This is a genomic window from Cupriavidus sp. SW-Y-13 (genome assembly GCF_009793345.1).
In the GTDB taxonomy this organism is placed as follows: Bacteria; Pseudomonadota; Gammaproteobacteria; order Burkholderiales; family Burkholderiaceae; genus Cupriavidus.
Window position 1 is genome coordinate 486,045 of record NZ_WHLX01000002.1, and the last position, 21,305, is coordinate 507,349.

Below are 21,305 nucleotides of genomic sequence, written 5' to 3' on the forward strand. Positions count from 1 at the left end.
GAAAACGTATTGGACAGTATCACGACCCGAACTCAGAATGCGAGCACGTTCTAAACCAAGACTCACAGGAGACAACCATGCTGCGCGGGCTCGCTCGTATTCGTTTTCCAATGGGCGGGAGCCGCCCCATGCTGGTTTCGCTGGCGGCGGCGCTGGCTTTGGGGAGTGCCGTGGCGCACGCCGACGCCTATCCTGACAAGCCGATCCGCCTGGTCGTGCCGTATGCCGCCGGCGGCGCCGTGGACATCGTGGCGCGCGCCGTGGGCCAGCACATGAGCGTCGTGCTCAAGCAGCCCATCGTCGTCGATAACAAGCCGGGCGCCAGCACCAATATCGGCCTCGACTACGTGGCCAAGGCGCAGGCAGATGGCTACACGATCATGATGGCGTCGAACAGCTTGGCCACGAACGCCGCGCTGTTCCCCAAGCTCAGTTTCAACCCGGCCACGGATTTCACGCCGGTGGCGCGCGTGGGCGAAGCCTCGCTGGTGGTTGTGGTGCCAGCCAAGTCGAGCATCACCTCGTTGAAGGGACTCGTGGCGCAGGCCAAGGCGCAGCCGGGCAAGCTCAACTATGCGTCGGCGGGCAATGGCAGTTCCGGGCACCTTGCCGGCGAACTGCTCAAGGACGCCGCCGATATCGATGTGTTGCACGTGCCGTACAAGGGCGGCGCGCCGGCCATCACCGACCTGATCGGCGAGCGCATCACGTTCATGCCGATCAATCCGCTGGAAGTGGTGGCGCATATCAAGGCTGGCACGCTGCGCCCACTGGCGGTGGCGAGCGCCAACCGTTCTGCATTGCTGCCGAACGTGCCGACCTCTAAGGAGGAAGGGTTGCCCAACTTCACGGCCTCGGTCTGGTGGGGCCTCGTCGCACCGGCCAAGACGCCCGCGCCCATCATCAAGCAACTGAATGCGGCGGCCAATACGGCGCTGGCTGACCCCGAGGTGCGCAAGCAGTTGAACCAGCTTGGCGTGACCATCGTGTCCGGCACGCCCGAGCAGTTCGGCCAGTTCGTGAAGACCGAGACGGCTACGTGGCAACACGTCATCAAGAAGGCCGGGATCACCGCTGATTGAGCCCCTGATTGACCCGCATTCAAGCATCAACGATTGAAACTGGAAGTCCCCAATGTCCGAGCAAATCTCTCCCCGGCCTTCGATCCTCGTCGTCAGCGCCCACGCGGCTGATTTCGTCTGGCGTGCGGGCGGTGCCATCGCGCTGTACGCGGAGCGCGGCTACCACGTGCGCATCGCGTGCCTCTCGTTCGGCGAGCGCGGTGAATCGGCCAAGATGTGGCGCCAGCCCGGCATGACAATCGAGCGCGTCAAGGCGGCGCGTCTCGAAGAAGCGCAGAAGGCGGCAGACATTCTCGGCGGCACGCTGGAATGCTTCGACCTTGGCGATTACCCGCTGCGCGTGCCCGACGAAGCCTTGCTGCGGCTGGCCGATATCTACCGCGAGATTCGCCCGGAACTGGTGTTGAGCCATTCGCGCGAAGACATCTACAACTTCGACCATCCGCTGGCGACGCACGTCGCGCAGGAAGCCCGCGTCATTGCGCAGGCGCATGGCTACAAGCCCGAGGTGCCCGTGATCGGCGCGCCGCCTGTGTTCCTGTTCGAGCCGCATCAGCCCGAGCAGTGCAACTGGAAGCCCGATGTGCTGCTGGATATCTCCTCGGTGTGGGAGAAGAAGCAGCGCGCGTTCACGACGATGGCTGCGCAGGAACACCTGTGGGAGTACTACACCCGCGTGGCGTTGCAGCGCGGCGCGCAGGCCACGCGCAACTCGGATCGCAAGATCCAGCATGGGGAAGGTTACGCACGCGTCTTTCCGCAAGTATCGGAGGTGTTGGCATGAGAACGGTTGCCTATCGCAACATCCTGCGCGCCGATGGGCGCGATATCGAGACGCTTGGCAAGCTCGGCGTGGCCACGGTGCATGAAGCCCAGCGCCGCACGGGGCTGATGAAACCCTATCTGCGTCCGATCCAGTCGGGCTCGGCCATCGCGGGCAGTGCCGTGACGGCGCTGATGCATCCCGGCGACAACTGGATGATTCACGTGGCCGTGGAGATGATCCAGCCCGGCGACGTGCTGGTGGTGGCGCTGACCAGCGACTGCACCGATGGCGTGTTCGGCGATCTGCTGGCCACATCGCTGAAGGCACGCGGCGCACGTGGTCTGATCCTTGATTCTGGTTGCAGGGACGTTGCCACGCTCAACGCGATGGGCTTCCCGGTCTGGTCGCGCGCGATCTCGGCACAGGGCGCGGTCAAGGAAACCGTGGGCGCGGTCAACGTGCCCGTGATCTGTGCTGGCGCCCAGGTGCGGCCCGGCGATGTGATCGTGGCCGATGACGATGGCGTGGTAGTGGTGGCTCGTCCGCAGGCCGGCGAGGTGGCGCGCAAGGCGTCGGAGCGCGAGGCACTCGAAGGCGCCAAACGCGAGACCCTTGCATCGGGCGTACTCGGACTCGACATGTACAACATGCGCCCGGGACTTGCCGCCAAGGGGTTGGTCTACTCCGATCAGGCCGTGGACTGGTACAGCGGGGCCGACGAAGCCTGACGCAACCAAAGCGCGAGAAGCACCATTCGCCGCGCTGCATCTGGTATAAGACGCCCCAGAACGACAAGCCGAACGCCTGCGTAACCGTGTTGCCGGGCGGATCGGCCAAGCCCTGGGGAGACAGATGGAACTGCGCCAGCTTCAATACTTCGTGCGTGTCGTGGAACTCGGCAGCATGAGCCGCGCCGCGCTTGAACTCGACATGGTGCAGTCCGCGGTCAGCCAGCAGATCAGCCGTCTCGAAGGCGAGCTTGCCACGCGGCTGCTGCGGCGCACGCCGCAGGGCGTAACGCCCACCGAGGCGGGCCTCGCCTTTTTCCACGAAGCCCAACTCACGCTGCGCCACGCCGAACAGGCGCGCCGCGCCGCGCATCAGGCCCGGCTCTCCGGAACCGTCAGCGTGGGGCTGGCTCCGACCACGGCATCGGTGATCGGCGTGCCGCTGATCCGCGCCATGCGCGAACGCTATCCTGATGTACGGCTGCATGTCGTCGAAAGCCTTTCCGGCCATCTCACCGCCATGCTCAACGCGCGCCAGCTCGACCTGGCCGTGCTGTTCGATACCCACGCCGCGCGCCGCTGGACCGTCATCCCGCTGCTGGAGGAAACCCTGTTCCTGATCCAGTCACGCCAGGCACTGCCACAAGGCAAGGCCGATCCGCCAACGCTGTGCCAGATGGCGGACCTCGCCGAGGTGCCGCTGATCATGCCCACGGGTGTACACGGCTTGCGTAGCACTCTGGATGCCGCCTTCGCCCGCGCCAAGGTGGCGCCGCACGTGACGCAGGAAGTCGATTCCCTGGCCATGCTCATGGACGCCGTCGACATGGGTTTCGGCGCCACGCTGCAACCCTGGGCCGCCGTGGGCCGCTATCCCGACGCGGCCACGCGCTTCCACCTCGCCCAGATAGACGACCCGGCCGTCATGCGCCGCAACCTGCTCTGCAGCCTATCCGACGACGAACTCTCGCCAGCCGCCCTGGCCCTGCGCGTAGTGCTGGGCGACATCGCGCGCGGACTGGTGCGATCAGGAGAGTGGCGGGGAGCGAGGTTGGTGGAGGGGGTTGCCTGAAAGGCAGGAATTACTCGGGCGCGTAGTGGGCCCCGGCAGCACTTGCCGGTCTCCCGTCAGCCATCACAAATCGTGATGCCCCCATGCCAGACAAGGGCTTAGCAGCGATCCGTCGCGCGGATACAGTCGCTGCACAGACCCACGAAGGCATGAAACATCGTGTTCCCACTCCTCAAAAAGACCTGCCGGCAGGGTGCTTGCGCATGAGTTCGCCGATGATCGATGTACTGGTGATCGGCGGCGGCAATGCTGCGCTGTGCGCGGCGCTGATGGCCCGTGAAGCGGGCGCCAGCGTGATGCTGCTCGAATCCGCGCCGCGCGAATGGCGTGGCGGCAATTCCTCGCATACCCGTAACCTGCGCTGCATGCACGACGCGCCGCAGGACGTGCTGATCGATGCCTATCCCGAAGAGGAATACTGGCAGGACCTGCTCAAGGTCACGGGCGGCCTGACGGATGAAAAGCTGGCGCGCCTGGCGATTCGGGCGTCATCGACCTGCCGCGACTGGATGCGCAGCCATGGCGTGAATTTCCAGCCGCCGCTATCGGGCGCGCTGCATGTGGCGCGCACCAATGCGTTCTTCATGGGTGGTGGCAAGGCGCTGGTCAACGCGTATTACCGCAGCGCGGAGCGTTTGGGCGTGAGCATCCGCTACAACGCGCCGGTCGATCGCATCGAACTGGACGGAGGTCGCTTCGTCGCGGCGTATATCGGCAACGAGCGCATTGCGGCGCGTGCCTGCGTGCTGGCGGCGGGTGGCTTCGAATCGAATCGTGAATGGCTGCGCGAAGCCTGGGGTCAGAACGAGCGTGGCGAATGGCCGGCCGACAACTTCCTGATCCGTGGTACGCGTTTCAACATGGGCGTGCTGCTCAAGCACATGATCGAGGCGGGCGCCGACGCCATCGGCGATCCGTCGCAATCGCACTGCGTGGCCATCGACGCGCGCGCTCCGCTCTATGACGGCGGCATCTGCACGCGGATCGATTGTGTGTCGCTGGGCGTGGTGCTGAACGCCAATGCCGAGCGCTTCTACGATGAAGGCGAAGATTTCTGGCCCAAGCGTTACGCCATCTGGGGCCGCCTCGTGGCGCAGCAGCCGCAGCAGATCGGCTATTCGATCATCGACGCCAAGGCCGTGGGCCGCTTCATGCCGCCGGTGTTCCCCGGTGTCAAGGCCGACACGCTGCCCGAACTCGCCCGCAAGCTCGGGCTGGACGAGGCCACTTTCATGCGCACGATCGGCGAATACAACGCCGCCTGCCGCGTGGGAAATTTCGATCACACCGTGCTGGACGATTGCCACACCGAGGGCGTGACCCCGGCCAAGACGCACTGGGCGCGTCCGCTCGATACCGCGCCGTTCTATGGCTATGCCCTGCGGCCCGGCATCACGTTCACGTACCTGGGTTTGAAGGTCAACGACCAGGCGGCCGTGCATTTTGGCGGTCAGCCTAGCGACAACCTGTTCGTTGCCGGCGAGATGATGGCCGGCAACGTGCTCGGCAAGGGCTACACGGCCGGTGTGGGCATGGCCATCGGCACCGCATTCGGCCGGATCGCGGGCACCGAGGCAGCACGCGCTGCAACGGGTGTGGCATCACAGGAAAAGGACTATGCAACATCTTGAAGCGTTGACGCGCGAGGCGGCGGCGCTGGCCAACGGCGACATCGACACCATTGGCGCCAGTGGACTCCATGGCCTGCTGCCGCTGACTGCGGACGAAGAGGAAGTGGCACGCACGCTGCAGATCTGCAACGCATGCCGCTATTGCGAAGGATTCTGCGCCGTGTTCCCGGCGATGACGCGCCGGCTGGAGTTCCCGAAAGCCGATATCCACTACCTTGCCAATCTCTGCCACAACTGCGGCGCGTGCTATCACGCCTGCCAGTACGCGCCGCCGCACGAATTCGCGGTCAACATTCCGCAGGCCATGGCGAAGGTGCGCGTACAGACCTACGGAGATTTCGCGTTCCCGGCGGTGCTCGGCGGACTCTATCGTCGCGCCGGTATGACCGTGGCATTGGCGCTGGCCGGTGGTCTGGTGCTGTTCCTGCTGATGGTGCTGGCCATGCGCGGCTCGCTGTGGCACGCGCCGCTGGCCGGCAACTTCTACGCGATCTTTCCGCACAACCTGCTGGCCGCGATGTTCGGTGCGGTATTCCTGTTCGCGATGCTCGCGCTGGGTATCGGCGTGACGCGGTTCTGGCGGCAGGTCACGCCGGGCACGCGCGACGGGGAATCGCACGGTGCGGCGGCCGGTGGTGCAGCACACGATGCGCTGCGGCTCAAGTATCTGGATGGCGGTCATGGCAAGGGCTGCAACAACGATGACGATGCGTTCACGCTGTTGCGTCGCCGCTTCCACCATTTCACGTTCTACGGCTTCATGCTGTGCTTTGCCGCTACCACGGTGGCTACGCTGTATCACTACCTGCTGGATCTCCACGCGCCATATCCAGTCACGAGCGTGCCGGTGCTGCTGGGCATTGCAGGCGGTATCGGTCTGCTGATCGGGCCGGCCGGGCTGCTCTGGCTGAACCTGCGTCGGGACCCTAAGACGATGGACGCTGCGCAGAAGCCGATGGACCGTGGCTTTATCGCGCTGCTGTTGCTGACCAGCGCGAGCGGACTGGCTCTGCTTGCCTTCCGCGATACCGGCGCCATGGCCGCGCTGCTGGCCATACACCTGGGCATCGTGATGGCACTGTTCGCCACGCTGCCCTATGGCAAGTTCGCGCACGGCATTTTCCGCAGTGCTGCGCTGCTCAAGTTCCATATCGAGAAACGCCGGCCGGCTGACCTTGCCCTCGGCTCGGATTGAATCTCGGGCAAACAACATACCCAATCGAACCCCATCCAGGAGACACCCCATGACGAAACCCGGTGTGCTGAACATTCCGTCGATGCGCGACCAGTGCAGCGAGGCGGAGTGGCAGGCGCGCGTGGACCTGGCCGCCTGCTACCGGCTGGTCGAGCTCTACGGCATGGCCGACATGATGGCGAACCACATCTCCGTGCGCGTACCGGACGAGGACGATGCCTTCCTGATCAATCCCTACGGAATGATGTACGAGGAGATCACCGCCTCATGCCTGATCAAGGTGGACCATGACGGCAAGATTCTGTCGAAGCCTGACTTCGGTGAGCTGAACTACGGCATCAACAAGGCGGGCTACGTAATCCACAGCGCCGTCCACCATGCGCGCCCCGAAGTGGCCTGCGTGATCCACACCCATAGCTGGGCGTCGATGGCGGTGTCCTCGCTCGCATGCGGACTGCTGCCAATCACGCAGACGTCCATGCGCTTCCTGAAGATCGGCTACCACGACTACCAGGGCGTGGTGCTCGACACCGCCGAGCAGGCATCGCTGATCGAAGACCTGGGCCGGGGCGAGGCACTGATCCTGCGCAACCACGGCGCGCTGACCGTGGGCAACACCGTGGGCGAGGCATTCAACTGGATGCACCGGCTCGAACTGGCCTGCCGCTCGCAGGTAGCGGCGATGTCGTGCAACACGCCTTTCCAGGAAGTGCCCGCCGATGTGCTGCAGGAAACGTGGAACAACTACCAGCCCGGCACGCGTCGGCCTTATGGCGTGATGGAGTGGCCAGCTCTGCTGCGCAAGCTGGACCGGATGGACCCGGGATATCGGGATTGAGCCTCGGTTTTCTCCCGGTTTCTCCCCTCTCCCGCAAGCGGGAGAGAGGCGGGGGAGAGGGCCAGCAGTGCAAATTGAGACAGGTCGGCAAGCAGAACCTCGTTGCCCTCTCCCCCAACCCCTCTCCCACTGCGTGGGAGAGGGGAGCAAAACAATACAAAACAAAAAATTCTACGGAGACAACCATGCATCGAATCGTCCCCCCAACGCTGCATTCCCGATTGCTCACGGCCTGCGCGCTGGCCCTGGGCGTGACAGTGGCCACGCCTGCCATGGCCGACGACTATCCCGTCAAGCCCGTTCGCGTAGTAGTGGCCTTCACCGCCGGCGGCACAACAGACATGCTCGCCCGCAGCGTCAGCCAGCAGATGGCACAACGATTGAAGCAGTCGTTCGTGGTGGACAACCGGCCCGGTGCAGGCGGCAATATCGGCACCGAGTACGTGGTGCGTGCGCCGGCTGACGGATACACGCTGCTTGTGAACTCGGTGGGACCGATCTCGATCAACCAGACGCTTTACAAGAAGCTCAACTACGACCCGCTGACCGATCTCGTCCCTGTGGTGCAGATCGCCGATGTGCCGAATGTGCTGGTGGTCCATCCGTCGCTGCCGGTAAAGACGTTCGAAGAATTCGCGGCCTATGCCAAGGCGAATCCCGGCAAGCTCAACTACAGCTCTACCGGCGTGGGCACGTCATCGCATCTGTCGGGATTCATGCTGACCGAGCGTATGGGCACGCAGGCCACGCATATCCCCTACAAGGGCGCCGATGCGCTTAACGACCTGCTCTCCGGCCGGGTGCAGTTCATGTTTGCGACGATTCCTTCGGTCATGTCCCATATCCAGGCCGGCAAGCTGCGGGCATTGGCAGTGACCAGCGCCAAGCGGTCACGCTCGCTGCCAGATCTGCCCACCATCGCGGAGAAGGGCTTTCCGGGGTTCGAGGCCGGATCGTGGTTTGGCTTCTTCGCACCGAAGGGTACGTCGCCCGAGGTGGTGGCGAGGTTGAACAAGACGGTCAACGAGATCCTGCCGTCCCTGCAGGCGCAGATGATCCGCGAGGGGGCCGATCCCGTGGGCGGCACGCCAAAACAGTTCGGGGACTTCACGCGGGCAGAGTTCGTCAAGTGGAAGGCCGTGGTGAAGGCGTCCGGCGCCACGGTGGATTGATCGATGGCGACGAGGTCCGAATCCGGCGCGGCACCGCTGCGCATCCTGTTGTCGATGGCAGCGCTCGATGCCCATCGTGATGCCATCGACAACGCCATGGCTGGTCATGCGTGGGAGCCGGTGTCCGCACCAGACATCGACGATCCGCGTTCCGTCGATGCCGATGTCGCCTTCGTCTCCCGCGACGTCACGGGACTGTCGACCAAGCATGAGGTCCTGCCGGCCACGGAACGGTTCTACAACGCGATGCGCGAGGCGCCGTCGTTGCGCTGGGTGCATACGCACTCGGCCGGCGCGGATCGCGCGATCTTCCTGCAACTGCGGGAACGTGGCGTGGACGTGACCACGTCGTCGGGATCTAACGCGGGAGTCGTGGCGCAAACCGCGCTGGCGGGTGTGCTCGCGCTGGCCCGGCATTTTCCGCAACTGATGGATGCCCAGCGTGCGCAACGATGGGCGCCGCTGATCGGTAGCGGCATGCCGCGCGATCTGCAGGGCCAGCGAGCGACGATCCTGGGGTGGGGTCCGATCGGCCAGCAGATTGGCGCGGTACTGCGCGTGCTGGGCCTGTCCGTTACCGTGATCAGGCAGCGTGCCACGCCGGCCGGCGAGGGGTTCGCCACGGCCACGTTCGATGTCCTCGACGCGATCCTCCCGCAGACAGACTGGCTGATCCTGGCCTGCCCGCTGACCGACCGCACGCGTGGGCTGATCGATGGCGCGGCGCTACAGCGCCTGCCAGCGGGTGCGCGACTGGTCAACGTGGCACGTGGCGAGATCGTGGACGAAACGGCGCTGATCGAGGTATTGGGCAATGGTCATCTCGGCGGCGCCTATCTGGATGTCTTTGCGCATGAACCGCTGCCGGCCACGTCGCCACTCTGGATGCTTCCCAACGTCATCGCCACGCCGCACAGCGCGGGATTCTCCGATGGCAACGCCGCGCGCGTGGTGGAAATGTTCCTCGACAATCTCCGGCGCTGGACACGCGGCGATGTTCTGATGAACCGGGTCACGGGGTAAGTCGAAAAAATGAGAAATTGAGAACTTTCCACCGTGATTTGCGGAAATTTCCGCAACCTGCGAGAGAGCGTGGCGCGCACAATACAGGGATCGCAACCATCACTGTTTCTATCCGGAATGCGTCCGGTCCGCGCCATGCCCAGCCTTGCATTGTTCGTCCAGCCCACGTTCGCTACGCCGCCGGCCACCACCACGCGTACGGCATCGTCTGCCGTGCGCGTCAACAAGCTGCCGCGCATCGTGCTGGCCGACGATCATCCGTTTTGCCTGATGGCGCTGGCGGAGCAACTGCGCGCGGCCATGCCGTGCGAGGTCGTGTCGTGCGAGCACGGACATGCGGCCTGGGCCGCGCTGCAGGCGCAGGATGTTGCCATGCTGCTGACCGACATCGACCTGCCCGGCATGGATGGCCTCACGCTGGCCCGATCCGTCCGGAGCCGGGAACAAAGTAACAAAGTACCGCATCTACCGATCGTCGCCATCTCGGCCACTGTGAGTCCGGCCATAGAACGGGCGTGCCGGGCCGCTGGTATCGATCTGGTGCTGGAAAAGCCGGCTAGCGCCGAGATGCTGGCCGGTGTCCTGCGTGCCTGTCTCCCTCATACCGATTGAGTCGACGGCTTCACCCTTTCCAGGCCGAACAGCGGATCACGCTGCAGAAGTTGCCACGATGAAAGTGCGGTTCCTTGTCGGCAATGACATCGGCCTTGACATTGCCGAACGTGGTATCGGGCTTGTGACGGATGCCATCGTAGAACGCCTGGATGATGTCCTCCTTGAAGTGTTCGGTGCGTGGATGCGCATGCACCACGGCTTCGCGATCCGCATCGGCGAACGTGTCGTAGCGGATGCCAAGCACGTCCATCTCCACACCCGCCGTGACTAGCGCAATTTCAGGTGCCATGAATTCTGGGACGCCCGGCGTGGTGTGTAGCGCGATGGCCGTCCATACCTTTTCCACTTCGCGTTCGCCGATGCCCCGGCTGCGCAAAAAGTCCGCGGCGGCGTTGGCACCATCTACTTCGAATCGCTTGTCGGCGCTGCCATGTGCATGGGTCAGCCCCATGTCATGAAACATGGCGCCTGCGTAGAGCAGTTCGGGGTCATAGCACAGGGCGCGATGCTTACCGGCCAACGCTGCCCAGTAATAGACGCGGCTGGAGTGATGGAACAACAGCGGTGATTCGGTATCGCGCACGAGTTCGGTGATCTCGCGAGCCAGTTGGCTGTCGGGGATGGCGATGTCGCCGGTGGTGAAGCGCATGGTGGACTCCTTCGCTTGGGGTTGAAGCGAGTGTAGGAGCGCGGTAGGATGGCTTCAATCGTCGTAATACGACGATATAGGACAAACTGACGTTAACAGGACGCTGCCATGCCGGCTTCGCGAAACATTGGCCTGCTCGCCATCGAGGGTGTGCAGTTGCTGGACGTCTCGGGGCCACTCGATGTGTTTGCCGAGGCCAACCGCCAGGCCGGGGCCGAGATCTATCACCTCGATCTCGTGGCGCTTGGTCGCGGCCCGGTGCGGGCCTCGTCGGGGGTGCGCCTGATGCCGGACATCGTCATCGAGGACGATCCCAGGGCGCGCAAACTGCCTCGCATCCACACACTGCTTGTGGCGGGCGCACCCCACGCCGCAGACGCGGAGGTGGCCCCGGCATTGCTCGACTGGCTGCGCCGTGTGGCGCCGACGACGCGGCGTTATGGTTCGGTGTGCAGCGGGGCGTTCCTGCTGGCCGAGGCCGGTCTGCTCGATGGACGCCGCATCACCACGCACTGGGCCGACGCCGACGCGCTGGCCGCAAGGTTCCCGCATGTCACTGTCGATGCCGATGCCATCCACGTGCGCGATGGCAAGCTGCGTACCGCGGCAGGGGTCACGGCCGGCATGGATCTGGCGTTGTCGCTCGTGGAGGAAGACCTGGGCCGGGATATCGCCATGCGCGTCGCCAGCCAACTGGTGATGTTCTTTCGACGGCCCGGTGGCCAGATGCAGTTCAGTCGCCGCGAAACACCCGCTGCCAATCGTTCGGCACTGCAGGAACTCCAGCGCTGGGTCGCCGCCCATCCCGCCGAACCGCACGATGTCCCCAGCCTGGCTGCACGCCTCGGCGTCAGTCCACGGCATCTGTCTCGTCTGTTCCAGGAAGAGGTCGGTGTCACACCCGCGAGTTGGGTGGAGGGCGCCCGCGTAGCCGCCGCGCGGCAATTGCTGGAGGAAGGCATCATCGCGCCGAAGCAGGCAGCGGCAGCCTGCGGCTTCACGAACATCGATACGTTCAGGCGGGCATTTTTGCGCGTGGTGGGGGTAACGCCGGCGGACTATCGGAAGCGATTTGTGGGGGTGTTGGGGTAGGGCGTTTCGGAGTATTCCAACGCCCTTCGCTATGCGCTCCCCTCTCCCATGCCAGTGGGAGAGGGGTGGGGGAGAGGGCAGGAGGTTCTGCTTGCCGACCACATCGCAGATTGCACCGCCAGCCCTCTCCCCCAGCCCCTCTCCCGCCACGCGGGAGAGGGGAGTCAACCAAGAAGCGGTCGATAGAACTACATATTCAACGCCCGCTTCTGCACCGCAAGCGCGGCCTCGCGCATGACCTCCGACAGTGACGGATGCGGGTGGCTGATCATGCCGATGTCTTCCGATGCTGCCTTGAATTCCATGGCGACCACGCCTTCGGCGATCAGGTCCGAGGCGTTGACCGAGATGATGTGTACGCCCAGCAGTTCGTCGGTGTTGGCATCGGCGATCATCTTGATGAAGCCTTCGGGGCGGCCCAGGCCGAGCGCGCGGCCGTTGGCGGTCATCGGGAACTGGCCGGTCTTGTAGGCACGGCCTTCGGCCTTGAGTTGGGCTTCGGTCTTGCCGACCCAGGCGATTTCCGGTGCGGTGTAGATGACCCACGGAATGCAGTTGTAGTCGATGTGCGGCTTCTGGCCGTCGATGACTTCGGCCACCATCACGCCTTCGTCCTCGGCCTTATGGGCAAGCATCGGTCCGCGCACCACATCGCCAAGCGCGTAGATGCCGGGCACCGACGTGCGGCACTGGTCGTCCACCGGGATGAAGCCACGTGCGTCCGCTGACAAGCCCACGGCATCGAGACCGAGGTTGTCGGTATTCGGCACGCGGCCGATGGAGACGATCAGACGGTCGGCGTCGAGTTTCTGGTCCGCGCCATCGCGGTCCTTGTAGGCGATGCTCACGCCCTTGGCCGAGGTCTTGATCTCGCCGATGTTCACGCCGAGGTGAATCGCCAGCCCCTGCTTGTTGAACTGCTTGGCGGCTTCCTTGGCGATGGCTTCGTCCACCGTGCCCAGGAACGTCGGCAGCGCTTCGAGCAGCGTCACCTCCGCGCCCAGCCGTCGCCAGACGGACCCGAGTTCGAGTCCGATCACACCAGCGCCGATCACGGCCAGCGTCTTCGGCACCGAATCGAAGGACAGTGCGCCCTCGTTATCGGAAACGATCTTGTTGTCCACGGGCACGTTAGGCAGGTGTCGCGCCTTGGAGCCCGTGGCGATGATGACGTTGCGTGCGGTATAGGACTTGGCGTCCTTGCCCTCGATGGCTTCCACGGTGACCACGCCGTCCGCCGCGCGGCCCTTGAACTTGCCGTGTCCCTTGATCCAGGTGACCTTGTTCTTGCGGAACAGGAACTCCACGCCGCCCGTGAACTTGTCGACGATAGCCGCCTTGCGGCCGATCATCTTGGCGAGATCCAGGGAGACACCCTTGACGTTGACGCCGTGATCCGCAAGATCGTGCTGCGCCTGCTCGAAATGTTCGGACGATGCGAGCAGCGCCTTGCTCGGGATGCAGCCCACGTTGAGGCATGTGCCGCCGAGGCGAGGCTTGCCGCTGGGGTCTTTCCACTCTTCGATGCAAGCCACGGTCTTGCCGAGCTGCGCCGCGCGGATGGCCGCGATGTACCCGCCGGGGCCAGAGCCGATCACGATCACATCGTAGTCGGCTGTGGCCGATGCGGGAGCGCCGCCGCCTGAAGCTGCGACCGGTGCAGGTGTTGAGGAGGGTGCAGGGGAGGGGGCTGGTGAAGGGACTGGAGAAGCAGAAGGCGAGGAAGGTGCAGGCGCCGCCGCCGTGGCCTTGGCTTCGGTGTCCACCACGGCGATGACCTGTTCGGCCTGCACCGTCGCCCCATCTGGCTGAACGATCTGCGCCAGTACACCGGCTGCGGGGCAAGGCACTTCGAGCGTGACCTTGTCCGTTTCGAGTTCCACGAGGATCTCGTCGATGGCCACGGCCTCGCCGGGCTTCTTCTTCCACTGCAGCAGCGTAGCTTCCGAAACCGATTCGGAGAGCTGGGGCACCTTCACTTCGATCGTGGCCATTAGGGTTCCTTAGGTAGCCGTGGCGAAAGCTTCCAGTCTAGGAGAGTGCGCTCACGGCTACCTGAAGGATGACTAAGGGTTTACCCTTGATGTGTGATGCGTCTTAGTGGCCGGCGCTCTGACCACCGTCGACGTGCAGGATCTCGCCGGTCACGAACGGTGCCGATTCCAGGAAGAGCACGGCGTCCACGATGTCGCTCATTTCGCCCATATGGCCCATCGGGTGGAGCGCGCCCAGCGCAGCGTGGGTTTCAGGGGCGTGCATCGGCGACTTGATGATGCCAGGCGACACGGCGTTCACGCGAATACCGCGCTTGGCATATTCCACAGCCAGCGACTTGGTAGCGGCGTTGATGCCGCCCTTGGTCAGCGAGGCCAGCACCGAAGGCACACCGTCGATGGCGTGGTCCACCAGGCTCGTGGTGATGCTCACCACGTGGCCGCGGCCCTGCTTTTCCATTTGTGCGATGGCGAGCTGCGTGATGTGGAAGAAGCCAGCCAGGTTCACGCCGGTCTTGGTGGCGAAGTCTTCGGCGGTGTATTGCGTGAACGGCTTGGCAATGAAGATGCCGGCGTTGTTCACCAGCGCATCCACGCGGCCGAATTTCTCGATGGCGGTGGACACCACGCGGCGGGCCGTGTCCGCATCGGCGATATCGCCTGCCACGGCAAGGATATCGGCGTCATCGGACGGCTTGATGCTGCGGGCCGTGGCCACCACGCGGTAGCCGCGTTGGCGATAGGCCTTGACCAGCTCGGCACCGATGCCTTGCGAGGCGCCCGTGACGATGGCGACCTTGGTTTCGTTGGAGGAGGAGGTGGTTTGCGTGCTCATGATGGGATCTCGTATCTAGGTTGACCTTGGCGATTTGCCAATCGAACCGACGTGGTCGATGGATGCAAATTTAGGTGACGATCCGCCTCAGTTGAACGGCCTGGCGGCACAAAGACTTGTGCGTGGGGGGAACAAGTGCAGTCCGAGGCCAGTCAACGCCGCAACAAAAAAGGCCGGTGCCACTGGCGCCAGCCTTCTGAGAAAAACCGGTTGCGATCGCGAACGATCGCCGGTGGTCAGCGCAACGTCGCGCGCAATCCCGCCAACCCATCAACGGCTTCGGCCAACTCCCCATTCAACACCCGCATCAGTTCCGCAGCCGGCAGCGCTCGCGCCAGCGGCACCGCTTGTCCCGCCCATTGCGCGGCGAAAGCTGCCGAGCCTTGTGCCTTGGCGGCGGCGTGGAGCGCTTTGCCGGCATCGTAGGCGATCGGATAGTCCGGGGCCGCTGGCGCGTTAGCCGCCATGCCGAGTGCCGTGAAGCGGTTAGTGAAACCGCGTGCGGCGCGGCCCGAGATGGCTTGGGTCAGCGTGGTAGGTGGTGTCTGCGCCGAGGCCAGGATGGCGCGATACGCGGCATCGGACGACGTTTCGGGACACGCCACGAAAGCCGTGCCGAGTTGGGCGGCCGCCGCACCGAGGGCTAGCGCCGCTGCGATGCCGGCGCCATCCATGATGCCGCCCGCCGCAATCACGGGCAGGCGTGTTTCACGTACCAGCACGCGCACCAGCGCCATCGTGCCGAGTCCTTCGTCGTATTGCTTCGGATCGAACACGCCGCGATGGCCGCCGGCTTCGATACCCTGCGCGACGATGGCATCGATGCCCGCCGCTTCGATCAGCCGTGCTTCCTCCCGCGAGGTGGCCGAGGCCATCAGGTAGATGCCGGCGTCGTGCAGCGCGCGGATCTTGGCCGCGTCGGGCAGCCCGAAATGAAAGCTGACCACGGCAGGGCGTTCTTCGAGCAACATCTGCAGCATGGCTTTATCGGTCTGGAACGACTGATAAATCTCACGCAGCGATTCGGGCGGCTTGGCGCCGAATTCCGCAAAGACCGATGCGAGGTAGTCGAGCCATGCCAGTTCGCGCTGGCTGTCGGCCTGCGCGGGCGTATGGCAGAACAGGTTGATGTTGATGGCTTTGGACGTCAACGCGCGGGTATCGGCGATGGCCTTGCGGGCGGCCTCGGCATCCATCGCACCGACCCCGAGAGACCCAAGGCCGCCCGCGTTGCTCACGGCGGCGGCCAGTGCCGGGGTGCTTACGCCGGCCATCGGCGCCTGGATGATCGGCGAGGTCAGGCCGAGACGGTTCAGGAAGATCGAAGCGGACGAAGCGGACCAGGTGGGCGAAGTCATGTTGCAGTCTCCAGATAAGGCGCAGCCGGCGAGATGGATTTCATCTCGAAACAAGATGAAAGATGCAATGTAAATGCTGATTTCGCGATGATAGGGGAAAGCGTGCGACTTGAGTTGTTCCTCAGCGTATCAAGTCATGTGCCAGCGCCGGGGTTTATCCGCGGCGGGGCGGTTCCTATAGTTGGCCGCAGGTTCGCATCCCTTGATCAATGACTACCCCGGAGACTGCCATGAGCACCATCGAATCGAAACTGGCCGCGCGCGGCCTGACACTGCCGCCGCCGCCCCAACCGCTGGGCAGCTACACCGCCGTCAGCCGTGCGGGCGATCTGTTGTTCATATCAGGACAGTTGCCGTTGCGTGATGGCAAGGTGGCCTGGACCGGGCAAGTGGGCCGCGACCTGAGCGTTGCAGAAGGCAAGCAAGCGGCGGCGCTGGCCGCATTGAATGTATTGGCGCAGATTCGTGCGTATCTCGGCAGTTTCGACCGGCTTGATCACATCGTGCGCGTGGAAGGGCACGTTACGAGCGCGCCGGGCGTGTTCGATCAACCCGCCGTGCTCGACGGTGCATCGGACCTGTTTGCGGAGGTATTGGGCGACAAGGCCGGACATGCGCGCGCGGCCTATTCGCAGACGCAGCAGCCCGGCAATGCAGCGGTGATCCTTGTGGTGATCGCGCAGATCAAGGATTAGGCCGCGCCGCGGGTGCCTGCCGGGACGACGGCTGCCGGCACCGGCGTGGACACGTGTGCGGCGTACAGCCGCTGCGCACACACCGATCCCACCACGGAGAGTGCAACGGCTGGCAGCATGTCGTATTGCAGATGCGTGAACTCGCCTACCAGCACGATGGCCGTCAGCGGCATCTGCATCGACGTGGCGAGGAAGGCTGCGCCACCGATGACGGCGCAGGCGCCCACCGGGATATTGGGCAGGAACATGTTCCAGAACCCTGCGGCGATCACACCAATCAGCGCGCCGCAAGCCAGCCCGGGCGTCAGCAGTCCGCCCATCGCACCCGCGCGCAGCGAGGAGCAGATGATCGCGAGCTTGAGCGCCAGCAGCGTGATGGCGAGGCCGATGGCGATCTGGCCAGTGAAACCGAGCAGCGCGGGACCTTTGCCGTTGCCCGGCAGTTCGGGAAAGACCATCGCCAGCAGGCCGATCAATGTGAAGTTCAGCAGGCAGAGCACAGGCAGGCGCCAGGAACGCGCGGCGTGCAGGCGTGCAGTGGCGGTGACTTTGGCAAACAGGTGGGCGGCGAGTCCGGCGATCGGTCCGAAGAGTGCGGCCCATGCAAGCAGCGGCAAGCCCGGCGTGAAGGCGGGCAGCGTGTACTGGACTTCCGACCCGAGACCCATCGAAGCGACCAATGCCGCGACGGTCGACATGAAAATCGCCAATACCGCCGTGGAGGGCTGAAAACTTTGCAGCAGGACTTCGAGCGTGAACAGGGCGCCTGCGAACGGGACGTTGTAGACAGCGGCCAGTCCGGCGCCCGCACCTGCGGCGACTATCCGGCGTTGCCAGGGGGCGGGCAGGGCGAATGCTGCCGACAGGCGTTGTCCGATGAGCGCGCCAATCTCGCGCGGTGCCACTTCGCGGCCCAGGGGCGAACCCAGCGCGACGGTGACGATCTGCAGCAAAGCGTGGCAGACCGTGGTGAAGACAGGCATGCGGGGTGGTGCAGGCAGCGAGACGTCCGCCTCGCCCACCGCGCGCCGGATACCCACCAGCGGGCGGCCGAAACGATAGAGCAGGAACCATCCGGCACCTGCCACGATGCCGGCCGCGACAAGTGCAGCGAGCCGGCGCAGCGGCGTGGCATGTTCCACGCCCGACAGAAAACTCTGATGGCCGATGACTTCGGCCAGGCTGTAGTGATAGGCCAGATGCTGGATGGCGTGCAGGAGCATCGCCAGGGCCATGCCGCCCAGTCCGGCGCCGACGGCGGTCAGCGCCGCTACCAGGGGCAGGCGCCAGCCGCCACGCGGAACATTGCGTGCGGCGGCGGGCTCGACGATCAGGTCATGTGGCCTTGCACCCATACTCAGGCGCCGTCGAAGAACGGGTTACGCGGACGGTCGATACGCGGCACGTAAGTGGCTGCCTTCATCGACGTCATCTTCGCCTGCACCTGCGGCTGCGTGGCATACGTCGCGTTCGACACCGTCGATGCCTGCGCCTGCGACAGCTTGGCTTCGGCCTTCTGCAGATCCACCGGGTAGTTGTAGTCCGTGCGGAACGGGTCGTAGCCTTCCTTCTCGACATTGACCAGATCCTGACGGACCTGGGCGCGCGTCAGCGGCTTCGGTGCGCGGATGCCTTCCTCGGCCGATACCTTGGCTTCGGCGGCCTGGATGTCAGCCGGATAGTTGTCGTTCGACAGGGCCGGATCGTAGCCAGCCTTCTCCACGGCGATCAGGTCGGCACGCACCTGTGCGCGGGTTTCGGCGCCATTCTGAACGGTGCTTTGGGCGAAAGCCATGGCGGGCAATGCGAGGATTGCGGCGCTGGCGAGCAGGGTCAACTTCTTCATGATGTGCTCCTTGCACAGAGGTTTAGGACTTCAAGTGATGCGACGTTGTGGAAGCGTCGGAAGTCATATTGCTCGTCCAGGGAGGGCGTGATTTTCAGATTCGCACGCAGGATTCAGGGATGCCACGCCTCGGGGCCGATCCGCAAACCGGGGCGGGTGGACCGTACTATCTACTTGTCCAGTGTCACCTTACTCTCGGCATAAGCGGCCTGCTGCGCGAGGTTGGCTCAGGTCACCTTGTTCACTTCGGTATCGGCGGGCGACAGGATATTGCCGTCCTTGTCCATGGGCGCCATGCGCGGCACAGGTTTGCCGGTGCGCGTGTCGATCAATACCGAGCGACGTTCGCCACGCGTGAAGCGCTGCGGCTCGCCCCATTGGCCCAGTGCCACCACGACCGGGAACCGCAGCGGCCAGCGGTCACCGATGACATCGAGCGTCCGTGCGAGCCCAGCGTCAGAATGCGGGCTTCACATTTTCCACGGCAGCACCGGTCAACTGGTAGCCGGCATCGCCCATCATCGTTTGCGACGCCTTGACGCGCATCGTGCCGCTGACCGTCACCACATCCATCGTGCGGAAATTGCGTGACGCTTCGTTCGCCACCACGTGAACCACCTGGTTGGCTGGCGGGGGTGGCGTATGGATACATGCGCCAAAGTAGGGCACGAGCAGGAACTCGCGGATCGCCTCCCCCTCGCCTTCGAGCGACACCACATACCCCGTCATCCGCGCACCGCGGCCGTCGAGCGCAGGATTCATCGGCGCGTTCTGCCAGTACACCTTGGCCTCGTCGAGCGCCTGCTGCGCACGCGGATCGTCGTCCTCCAGTTTCGCGATGTCGAGGCCCTTGAACGGCTTCATCGGATCCCAGTCCGCAGGACGCAGCGTCTCCCAGGCAACGGTTTCGATGCTCGGCGCCGCGGCCGGGGCTGCAGGTTTCGAGACCACCGGCGGCGTACGGGGCTTCGACGCGGGTTTGCCAAAGAACGCCTGCCCGGCCGCCATCAACGCGAGCACGCCCGCCGTGGCCATGGCGGCAATGCGCAGGGATCGCGGAAGTTTGCGGGGAGCGGAACGGCGGGGCATGGCAGGGCGGGGACGGCGGGTGAGGGGGCATTCTAGCGCGGGTTTGCTCCCCTCTCCCATGAAGTGGGAGAGGGGTTGGGGGAGAGGGCTGGAGGTTCTGCTTGCCGACCGCATCGCAATATTCACCGCTGACCCTCTCCCCCGCCCCTCTCCCGCAAGCGGGAGAGGGTGCAAACACAGGGATGGCTCCAAATTTGCAACCATTCGAAACCGTCCGCATCCTCATGTATCTTGGGCCCTGCCAGACACACTACGATACAAAGCCTGCATGGAAGCAGGCAGGGGTGGCTGATATAACGCGGATCGAACAAGAACAATGCGCGATCTCCCCTCATGAATCTGCAGTCGTTTTCCTCCCCCGCTTTCTTCGAGAATCCTTATCCGCTGTATGAACAGATTCGCCAGGCCGGGCCGCTGCTGCCGCTTGGTCCGAATGTATTCGTAACGGGCCGCCATGCCGTGATCGACGCACTGCTGCGTGACCGGCGCATGGGCAAGACGTATCTGCAGAGCGTGCAGGCGCGCTACGGCGAGGCCGCCACGCAGCAGCCGGTGTTCCAGGCGTTGAGCCGCACCTTTCTGATGATGAATCCGCCCGCGCATACGCGGCTGCGGGCGCTGCTGATGCAGGCGTTCAACCAGCGGCAGGTGGAAGCCATGCGACAGATCGTTGCCGCCACCACGCAGCGACTGCTGGATCGCATCGGGCCGCAGGCCGAGTTCGACATCGTGGCGGATTTTGCGCTCCCGTTGCCGGTGGAGATCATCTGCCGCATGCTCGATATTCCGCTGGAGCACGGCGAACGCCTGGGCGCACACGCCGCGCGGCTGGCGTCGGCGCTCGATCTGGCACCGCTCGATGCCGACCAGCTCGCGCTGGCCGATGAAGCGGCGCTGGTGCTGGAGGCGCATTTCCGCGATGTGGTGGCACAACGGCGCGCGCATCCCGGTGACGACCTGATTTCCGCACTGGTCGCCGCGGAGGAAGACGGTACGACACTGAGCGTGGACGAGATTGTTTCGAACGTGATCCTGCTGTTTGTGGCGGGCCACGAAACCACGTCGAACATGATTGGCAACACGATGATTGCGCTGTTCCGCAATCCGGACCAGTTGCAGCGCCTGCGTACGGACGCATCGCTCGTACGCAACGCGGTGGTCGAGTGCATGCGCCACGATGGCGCCGTGCAGATGGTGGTGCGTACGGCGATGGAAGACGTGGAAGCTGGCGGCGCGCATGTGCCGCGCGGCAGTATCGTCTTCATGCTGCTGGGCGCGGCCAATCGCGATCCCGCCGTGTTTGCCGATCCGGACCGCCTCGATATCGAACGCGATGCCACGGCGGCGCTGGGCTTCGGCGGTGGTATCCACTATTGCCTGGGCGCGCGTCTCGCCATGATGGAAATCGAAGTGGCGATTCGCGCCTTGCTGGGTCGCTTTCCGGACCTCAGGCCTGTGGATCTCGAACAACTCGCCTGGCACCGCCGCAACAACCTGCGCGGCGTGCAAGCGCTGAAGGTCAGGACAGCGGGCCGCTGACGGCAATACTGGCGACGGCGAGCTTTCCTCTCGCCGCCGCCGGCATCACCATCACCATCACCATCACCATCACCACTACCACCACC

General features: G+C 64.5%; 21 protein-coding genes. 13 read left to right on the forward strand and 8 right to left on the reverse strand.

Annotated features, from left to right (window positions below; all coding sequences use genetic code 11):
- The first annotated feature begins 77 nt into the window (after positions 1-77).
- The 10 genes from GA566_RS17990 (at position 78) to GA566_RS18035 (ending at position 10,119) form a co-directional block, all read left to right on the forward strand.
- On the forward strand, positions 78-1,082 hold the full coding sequence (locus tag GA566_RS17990; RefSeq protein WP_160473578.1) for a tripartite tricarboxylate transporter substrate binding protein: 1,005 nt from the start codon (positions 78-80) through the stop codon (positions 1,080-1,082).
- Between the two features lie 52 nt (positions 1,083-1,134).
- The gene (locus GA566_RS17995; RefSeq protein ID WP_137926887.1) at positions 1,135-1,866 is read left to right on the forward strand and encodes a PIG-L deacetylase family protein; all 732 of its coding nucleotides are present in this window, start codon (positions 1,135-1,137) and stop codon (positions 1,864-1,866) included.
- The gene (locus tag GA566_RS18000; protein WP_160473579.1) at positions 1,863-2,576 is read left to right on the forward strand and encodes a 4-carboxy-4-hydroxy-2-oxoadipate aldolase/oxaloacetate decarboxylase; all 714 of its coding nucleotides are present in this window, start codon (positions 1,863-1,865) and stop codon (positions 2,574-2,576) included. Before GA566_RS17995 ends, GA566_RS18000 begins: the two co-directional genes overlap by 4 nt.
- A 124-nt stretch (positions 2,577-2,700) precedes the next feature.
- Positions 2,701-3,648, forward strand: a complete 948-nt coding sequence (locus tag GA566_RS18005; RefSeq protein ID WP_137926885.1) for a LysR substrate-binding domain-containing protein — start codon at positions 2,701-2,703, stop codon at positions 3,646-3,648.
- Positions 3,649-3,863: 215 nt separating this feature from the next.
- The gene (gene tcuA / locus GA566_RS18010; RefSeq protein WP_160474645.1) at positions 3,864-5,279 is read left to right on the forward strand and encodes an FAD-dependent tricarballylate dehydrogenase TcuA; all 1,416 of its coding nucleotides are present in this window, start codon (positions 3,864-3,866) and stop codon (positions 5,277-5,279) included.
- Positions 5,266-6,474 carry a tricarballylate utilization 4Fe-4S protein TcuB gene (gene tcuB, locus GA566_RS18015; protein WP_137926884.1) on the forward strand — a complete coding sequence of 403 codons (1,209 nt, stop codon included), beginning with the start codon at positions 5,266-5,268 and terminating at the stop codon, positions 6,472-6,474. Before tcuA ends, tcuB begins: the two co-directional genes overlap by 14 nt.
- A gap of 49 nt (positions 6,475-6,523) precedes the next feature.
- On the forward strand, positions 6,524-7,312 hold the full coding sequence (locus GA566_RS18020) for a class II aldolase/adducin family protein (protein WP_160473580.1): 789 nt from the start codon (positions 6,524-6,526) through the stop codon (positions 7,310-7,312).
- A 185-nt stretch (positions 7,313-7,497) separates the two neighbouring features.
- Positions 7,498-8,484, forward strand: a complete 987-nt coding sequence (locus GA566_RS18025; protein WP_137926882.1) for a tripartite tricarboxylate transporter substrate binding protein — start codon at positions 7,498-7,500, stop codon at positions 8,482-8,484.
- A 3-nt stretch (positions 8,485-8,487) separates the two neighbouring features.
- Positions 8,488-9,507 (forward strand): D-2-hydroxyacid dehydrogenase, encoded by a 1,020-nt coding sequence (locus GA566_RS18030; protein WP_160473581.1) that lies wholly within the window; start codon positions 8,488-8,490, stop codon positions 9,505-9,507.
- 135 nt (positions 9,508-9,642) lie between these two features.
- Complete coding sequence (locus tag GA566_RS18035; RefSeq protein WP_202126826.1) at positions 9,643-10,119, forward strand: response regulator; 477 nt, start codon at positions 9,643-9,645, stop codon at positions 10,117-10,119.
- A gap of 10 nt (positions 10,120-10,129) precedes the next feature.
- Here GA566_RS18035 and GA566_RS18040 read toward each other — a convergent pair whose 3' ends face one another.
- Positions 10,130-10,771 (reverse strand): HD domain-containing protein, encoded by a 642-nt coding sequence (locus tag GA566_RS18040; RefSeq protein WP_160473582.1) that lies wholly within the window; start codon positions 10,769-10,771, stop codon positions 10,130-10,132.
- 108 nt (positions 10,772-10,879) lie between these two features.
- Between GA566_RS18040 and GA566_RS18045 the strand changes: the two genes are divergently transcribed.
- Positions 10,880-11,863 carry a GlxA family transcriptional regulator gene (locus tag GA566_RS18045; RefSeq protein ID WP_160473583.1) on the forward strand — a complete coding sequence of 328 codons (984 nt, stop codon included), beginning with the start codon at positions 10,880-10,882 and terminating at the stop codon, positions 11,861-11,863.
- Positions 11,864-12,051: 188 nt separating this feature from the next.
- Here the strand turns inward: GA566_RS18045 and lpdA are convergent, their stop codons facing one another.
- From lpdA to GA566_RS18060, 3 genes are all read right to left on the reverse strand, one after another.
- Positions 12,052-13,857, reverse strand: coding sequence for a dihydrolipoyl dehydrogenase (gene lpdA, locus GA566_RS18050; RefSeq protein ID WP_160473584.1), 1,806 nt, complete (start codon positions 13,855-13,857; stop codon positions 12,052-12,054).
- Between the two features lie 103 nt (positions 13,858-13,960).
- Entirely contained in the window at positions 13,961-14,692 is a 732-nt protein-coding gene (locus GA566_RS18055; protein ID WP_137926877.1) for an SDR family NAD(P)-dependent oxidoreductase, read from the reverse strand.
- A 236-nt stretch (positions 14,693-14,928) separates the two neighbouring features.
- On the reverse strand, positions 14,929-16,050 hold the full coding sequence (locus tag GA566_RS18060; RefSeq protein ID WP_160473585.1) for a nitronate monooxygenase family protein: 1,122 nt from the start codon (positions 16,048-16,050) through the stop codon (positions 14,929-14,931).
- Between the two features lie 230 nt (positions 16,051-16,280).
- On the opposite strand from GA566_RS18060, the gene GA566_RS18065 reads away from it, so the two are divergent.
- The gene (locus GA566_RS18065; protein WP_137926875.1) at positions 16,281-16,745 is read left to right on the forward strand and encodes a RidA family protein; all 465 of its coding nucleotides are present in this window, start codon (positions 16,281-16,283) and stop codon (positions 16,743-16,745) included.
- On the opposite strand, the gene GA566_RS18070 is transcribed toward GA566_RS18065, so the two are convergent.
- The 4 genes from GA566_RS18070 to GA566_RS18085 form a co-directional block, all read right to left on the reverse strand.
- Positions 16,742-18,100, reverse strand: coding sequence for a chloride channel protein (locus tag GA566_RS18070; RefSeq protein ID WP_160473586.1), 1,359 nt, complete (start codon positions 18,098-18,100; stop codon positions 16,742-16,744). The two genes, GA566_RS18065 and GA566_RS18070, sit on opposite strands and share 4 nt — an antisense overlap.
- A gap of 2 nt (positions 18,101-18,102) precedes the next feature.
- The gene (locus tag GA566_RS33680; protein WP_160473587.1) at positions 18,103-18,591 is read right to left on the reverse strand and encodes a DUF4148 domain-containing protein; all 489 of its coding nucleotides are present in this window, start codon (positions 18,589-18,591) and stop codon (positions 18,103-18,105) included.
- 227 nt (positions 18,592-18,818) lie between these two features.
- Positions 18,819-18,986 (reverse strand): hypothetical protein, encoded by a 168-nt coding sequence (locus GA566_RS18080; protein WP_202126827.1) that lies wholly within the window; start codon positions 18,984-18,986, stop codon positions 18,819-18,821.
- A 61-nt stretch (positions 18,987-19,047) separates the two neighbouring features.
- The gene (locus tag GA566_RS18085) at positions 19,048-19,626 is read right to left on the reverse strand and encodes a DUF3299 domain-containing protein (RefSeq protein WP_160473588.1); all 579 of its coding nucleotides are present in this window, start codon (positions 19,624-19,626) and stop codon (positions 19,048-19,050) included.
- Positions 19,627-20,013: 387 nt separating this feature from the next.
- Between GA566_RS18085 and GA566_RS18090 the strand changes: the two genes are divergently transcribed.
- Positions 20,014-21,219 carry a cytochrome P450 gene (locus tag GA566_RS18090; protein ID WP_137928516.1) on the forward strand — a complete coding sequence of 402 codons (1,206 nt, stop codon included), beginning with the start codon at positions 20,014-20,016 and terminating at the stop codon, positions 21,217-21,219.
- Positions 21,220-21,305 lie beyond the last annotated feature (86 nt).